The following is a 5,614-nucleotide window of genomic DNA, read 5'->3' on the forward strand; positions in this document are numbered from 1 at the left end:
CGATCGTTCCTCTAATTATTTTGTTCTTTTTGTCTAGAGAAGCGCATTCGATTTATTATCACTATCCTTAGTGAAGGTCAACATGTTTTGTTATAACATGCCCAGAGTTTAATGTTACACCACGTTCCTTGCCTTTTGAGGGTAAAACAAAAGTAATATGAAGCTTATTAATGCTAAAATAAGCACACCCCCAAAAACATAATGCAGCGAAATTGCCAATCCCGATGTCATTATTTGTGAAACCGCTTGGGGGAGCGCACGTCTCTTATCTGGGTCAAGTAAGACATTGATAACATCTACATTCAACGCCTCCCCACCTACACCTTTTAAATAGCTTGTCAGTCTTATATTTAAAATCCCACCTAAAATTGCGGCACCCATTGCATTACCGAGGATGTTCATAAACATATTGGAGGCTGTTGCCACTCCACGCATTTCCCACTCCACGCTGTTTTGTATCCCCACAATAAATACGGTTCTTGCTAGCCCCATTCCAAAACCAATCAGTAATGAACCCACTCCAGCCCAGAGCCACCCTTTTTCTGGACGAAGTGTTGCGAAAAATGCCGAACCGCTAAGAATCCAAATCCCACCGATGACCGCAATACGTTTAAATCCGTACTTAAACATGATCTTTCCGGTCAAAGTTGCCGCAATGACCCAACCCATTGACATAAAAGATAATGCGAACCCTGCAATGATAGGGGATTTCTCCATTACCCCTTGAATATAGGTTGGTAAAAACGAGGAAACACCGATAAGTACGACACCGGTCGTTAACGTCGCCAAATTAGCAACCACAATCAGAGAATCTTTCCATATTGCCAAGGGCATGATTGGCTCAGTTGCACGGTTTTCCTGCAAGATAAATAGATAAGTTCCTATAAAAAATACCCCCAATAAAAGAAGCACGGGAGCTGATGACCAAGCCCAAACTGTTCCAGCCTGAATAAAAACAACCATCAACGCACTGATTGAGATAAAAATAAGTGTCGATCCGATGTAATCAATTTCATGCTCTTTTTTATGTACCTCTTCCCTTAGAAATAGCCAAATTCCAGCCACAGCCAGTATTCCAAGCGGAACATTCACCCAAAATATCCAGGCCCATCGCACATATTGCACAAAAAAGGCCCCCAGCGCTGGTCCAATGATAGAAGAAACCCCCCAGACGCTAGAGATATATCCTTGGACACGGGCACGTTCTTTCATCTCAAAAATATCCCCTACAATTGTGGTGGCAATAGGCTGGACCGCCCCCGCGCCAATGCCCTGGATCAAGCGAAAGAGGATAAGCATATTCATACTATGAGCTAAGCCACAAAGCACTGAGCCAAAAAGAAAAACAACAACTCCAAACGCAAACACAGGTCTTCGACCATACAAATCTGCGAATTTACCATAGATGGGAATTGTCACAGCTTGAGCCAAAAGGAATGCAGAAAAAACCCAGCTAAAAAGGGAGAACCCCCCCAGATCAGCAACAATACTAGGTATTGCAGTCGCTACGATCGTTCCTTCTATGGCGGCCATAAACATCGCTAACATAATACTAACCAAAACTATTTTACGATTTGTCTGGATACACATACCTCGACTATCTTTCTCCTGCTTACCCTTAGCCAATTGAAACCTACTTTCTCCTCAACCAATGTGAAGCCTACTTTCTCTAAACGTCCAATAATTTCTGATTTAACTTTTATAACTCCGCCTACCAAGCGCACTTAACTTTCTCCTACAGATTTATGCTTTTCTAAAACAGCCCGAATCGTAAACCATTTCACTTCATCTGAAAGAAGCTCTTTGATCGGACGTAATTTCTCACGACCTACCTGGCGTACCACTTCCAAAATAAGCGCTTCTTGTTCAATGGGAATAAAGTCATCCCAGATGACTGCTTGTCCATCACGACTACAACGTACGAGGTGTTCCTGCACTGTAAGCACGGTAACTTTCCTTGCTTTTGCAATGTCTTCTAAGGAATACCCCTCTTGGTAAAGCAGATATGTTTGGTGATGACTCGGCATTTTAGTGGTAGAATTTTGGGCTGCATCACATACCGGATCTGGTCGCATACTGATTTCTGGAATAAGGTTGTTCTCTATGGATTTGAAAATTCCATTCTTCTCAATATAACTCCGAATTTCTTCTAGGAAATCATCTCCGTATTTTTCCAACTTTCGCTCTCCAACCCCACTGATGCGAATCATCGCCACATGATCTGTGGGAAAAAGCTGAGCCATTTCTCTCAAGGTGCTATCTGCAAAGATCATGTACGGGGGAAGATTTTCCCGAAGGGCAATTTTTCTGCGCAGTGCGCGCAAAGAGTCAAAGAGGTTAGCTTCAACTGCTTCTTCACGCGAAGACCGCTGCGACACTTTTTGGGTGACTTTTGCTTCCCCTTTGATGACAGAAATTGCATTTGGTTGGAGCCTTACTACTGGGTACTCTCCACTTGATAATTGCAAATAGCCCTCTGCAACTAATAAGTTGATGCGGTCTTTGATCTCTTGTAGCGGAACTTCGTGCATAATTCCATGCGTGGAAAGTTGATCAAAACGAAGCTCAATGATCTTGGCTTTGCGCGATCCTCTTAACACCTCAGCTACCATACCGATACCAAAACGTTCGCGCATCCGATAAATACATGAGAATATCTTTTGAGCTTCCAAGGTTATATCTACTAATTCACGCTCGTCATTACAATTACTACAGTTAGCACATTGTTCTTGAACATTTTCTTCTCCAAAATACTCCAGAATGGTCTTGCGCAAACACCGAGGCGTATGACAATAATCAACCATCCCCTGAAGTTTTTTGAGCTCATTCATTTTTCTCTCTGGTTGAAAAATCGTCTGTTCAATCAAATATCTCTGCAACACCACATCTTGGGGTGAAAACAACAAAATACACTCTCCTGGCTCTCCATCCCGCCCAGCACGCCCAGCTTCTTGGTAATAGGCTTCCATATTTTTCGGCATATTATAATGAATTACATAACGGACATTGGACTTATCGATTCCCATCCCAAATGCATTGGTAGCCACCATGACCGTTCTCTCATCAAAGAGAAAATCCTCTTGGCTTTTTTGGCGATCTTCATCAGTCATCCCTGCATGATATTTCCCAACCTTTAAGCCATTTTTAAGCAAAACTGCTTGCAAGTTGTCAACTTCTTTACGCGTTCCGGCATAAACAATTCCAGACTGATCGGCATGCGCTTGCACGTAATCCAAAACAAAAATCTTTTTATTTTCTCCTCGAAGCGTTGCGAATGTGAGGTTCGGACGATCAAAACCAGTAACAAAAGTATTAGGGCGGTTTAACTGCAACAACTGGACAATATCATTCCTAACTTCTTCAGTCGCCGTCGCAGTAAAAGCCCCGATCAGTGGCTTACATGAAAATGATTTGAGAAATGGTCCAAGTTGAAGATAACTCGGCCGAAAGTCATGCCCCCACTGAGAAACACAATGTGCTTCATCAATGGCCAAAAAAGAGACGTGTAGCGACCCTAAAAGGCTACGGAAGCTTTCCGATTCCAAGCGTTCAGGGGCAATATATAAGAGCTTAAATTCTCCGCTCTCGGCTCGTCCAATTCTTGACCTAACTTCTCTTAATGATAATGAACTATTAATAAAGGTTGCCGGAACCCCATATTGCAGCAGCGCATCCACCTGATCTTTCATCAAAGAAATCAGTGGTGAAATTACGAGTGTCGTTCCCTGAAACAAAAGTGCTGGAATTTGGTAAGCAAGCGATTTTCCAGCCCCTGTCGGCATAATAGCTAAAGTATCTGTGCCCCGAAGTAAACTATCGATCACTTTTTGCTGACCATCTCGGAATTGGGTATAACCGAAATATCTCCGCAGTACATGCAAAGCTTTTTCTATCATAATGAACGAGCATCTCCTTAAGGTACAATCCTATTATTCTAACTTCATTATAACAAAAAAAACCGTTAAGTATTTTATACTTAACGAGGCATCTTTTCGTTATAGTTGATTGATAGCACCTATCTCGCTCTATCTAACTATACAATTCACTTGGGCTCATGTTGTTTAGTTTAGTTCCCTCCAACCTTTTGTGCCAATCAGCGGAACAAAACGCACCGACCCTAAATTTTCCTCTATCAGTTCACTAGTCACTGTTTTCTTTACCCGAAGCAGCTTTTGTTCAGCCTTATCCCCAACCGGCATAACTAAACGTCCACCGATGGCCAATTGATCGATTAAGGTATCTGGAATCACAGGACCTCCCGCAGTAACCAGGATGGCATCAAACGGTGCGTTTTCTGTCCACCCAAGTGTGCCATCTCCAACGCGTACTTCAATATTTCCATAACCTTGACTTTGAAACCGTTCCTTTGCAATATGTGCTAGTTCTTCATGGCGTTCAATGGTATATATGTGTTCAGCCATACGGGATAAAATAGCGGCGGAATAACCAGAACCCGTTCCTATTTCTAAAACATTATCGCTTGATTTCAACTCTAAAGCCTCCGCCATAAGAGCAACAATATATGGTTGACTAATTGTCTGCCCTACTCCTATTTCCAAGGCAGTATCATAATAAGCATACTCTTGCTTTTCTTCCATAACATACTTATGTCGTGGAACAATAAGCATACCATTTATGACCTCCTCATCCGCGATGTCCCGCCCAATGAGTTGTGTTTGAACCATCCACTCCCGCTCTGCTAATCGATCATCCAAATCAGCTTTAGAATAATCTGTATACAAATTTTCTCACCCGACTTTAGTTTTTATTATATTCTCTCTGTTTTCATGAAAAATATTTACTTAACTTTTGAGCATGGTCCACCTGCTGTTCTATATTATGTAAGATAGCTTTTACGTATTTGGATAAATTATCCCATTCCAAATGAATGCTCACATCGTTTCTTCTCACAAACACAAAGAGACTAGCTCTAACGTTAGAGATAAGTCTCTTGCTTATTATCTGGCGATATGAAAGTCGGACGAGACTTTCACCACACGGGTCCCGTAAGCAAACTCGAGCAATGTGGCGATAAGCGGACGAGCTTATCGTCACACTGCGACTTATAACGCATACTCCAGCAGTGTGACGAAAGTCGGATGAGACTTTCGCCACATTGCGATTCGTAACGCAAACTCCAGCAATGTGACGATAAGCGGACGAGCTTATCGCCACACTGCGTCCCGAAACGAATTCCCCTGCAGTGTGGATCCCGAACGGGTGGAACCCCAGCCCCAGCATCTTCTATTCATAGCTTATAAGAAACACAAAAAGACTACCTCGTAGAGATAGCCTCTTGCTTGCTTGTTTACCTGGCGATACGAAAGGCGGATGAGCCTTTCGCCACACGGCGTCCAGCAACGAAAACTCCAGCCGTGTGGATTCTACGTTCCCAGGGGCTTGCGCCCCAAGTATCATCGGCCCTGAAACGAAAGGCGGGTGAGCCTTTCGCCACACTGCGTCCTAAAAAGCACACTCCAGCAGTGTGGATTCTTAACTTCCGTGTTCGGTATACGAAAAGCACGATAGTCTCCAGTGGAGACTATCGCCGAGCCACCCACCCCAAAGAAACACTTCGTGGCGAAGGGAGCTTTTCGCCACACTGCGTCCCGAA

4 protein-coding genes are annotated in these 5,614 nt (G+C 43.3%); 1 reads left to right on the forward strand and 3 read right to left on the reverse strand.

Going from position 1 to position 5,614, the window contains the following annotated elements; genetic code table 11:
• Positions 1-114: 114 nt before the first annotated feature.
• The 3 genes from DOT_RS06785 to DOT_RS06795 form a co-directional block, all read right to left on the reverse strand.
• Complete coding sequence (locus DOT_RS06785) at positions 115-1,626, reverse strand: MDR family MFS transporter (RefSeq protein ID WP_242833785.1); 1,512 nt, start codon at positions 1,624-1,626, stop codon at positions 115-117.
• A gap of 98 nt (positions 1,627-1,724) precedes the next feature.
• Positions 1,725-3,896 (reverse strand): DNA helicase RecQ, encoded by a 2,172-nt coding sequence (recQ, locus tag DOT_RS06790; protein ID WP_009616222.1) that lies wholly within the window; start codon positions 3,894-3,896, stop codon positions 1,725-1,727.
• Positions 3,897-4,061: 165 nt separating this feature from the next.
• Positions 4,062-4,742 (reverse strand): protein-L-isoaspartate(D-aspartate) O-methyltransferase, encoded by a 681-nt coding sequence (locus DOT_RS06795; protein WP_009616224.1) that lies wholly within the window; start codon positions 4,740-4,742, stop codon positions 4,062-4,064.
• A 558-nt stretch (positions 4,743-5,300) separates the two neighbouring features.
• Here DOT_RS06795 and DOT_RS31375 point away from each other — a divergent pair.
• Positions 5,301-5,614: hypothetical protein (locus DOT_RS31375; RefSeq protein WP_009616229.1), on the forward strand; the 314-nt coding region annotated here is incomplete at its 3' end.

The sequence above is a fragment of the Desulfosporosinus sp. OT genome (assembly GCF_000224515.1).
Classification (GTDB): domain Bacteria; phylum Bacillota; class Desulfitobacteriia; order Desulfitobacteriales; family Desulfitobacteriaceae; genus Desulfosporosinus.

Coding starts and splice junctions, on each gene's coding strand:
- recQ (WP_009616222.1), bottom strand. CDS start 3,896: ATGATAGAAAAAGCTTTGCATGTACTGCGGAGATATTTCGGTTATACC.